Genomic DNA, 387 nt, shown 5'->3' with positions numbered 1-387 from the left:
ATGCAAACAGGCTGGCAGCAAGTTAATGGTATTTGGTATTATTTTAATTCTTCTGGAGCTATGCAAACAGGCTGGCAACAAATTAATGGGAAATGGTACTATTTTAACTCAGATGGGTCATGGGATAGTTCGAAATAATAGATTTTCATGTAATTATTTTGGGGAAATAAAAATCAATACACGCTCGTATATTTATAATTAATGAAAAAGCTCTTCAGAATGCTAAAATGAAGAGCTTTTTCACTAAATTTACATCAATATTTACTTAATAATTTCTATTATGGTTTGTGAAGTTACATAATGAATCCGATTCTGTTGCAAAGTTTCCGAAGACATAAAGAGATGGGGAATATTGCGGACCAGTTTTATGAAACTATTAATAATTCA

1 pseudogene is annotated in these 387 nt (G+C 30.7%); it reads left to right on the top strand.

Annotated features, from left to right (window positions below):
* Positions 1 to 135, top strand: a pseudogene (locus JDS96_RS30775) (choline-binding protein A); the annotation flags it as partial.
* Positions 136 to 387: the final 252 nt, after the last annotated feature.

The organism is Bacillus cereus group sp. N21, assembly GCF_016483395.1.
Taxonomy (GTDB): Bacteria; Bacillota; Bacilli; order Bacillales; family Bacillaceae_G; genus Bacillus_A; species Bacillus_A pseudomycoides.
Note: the sequence above shows the minus strand (reverse complement) of the source record. Positions and strands in the feature narration are given on the sequence as shown.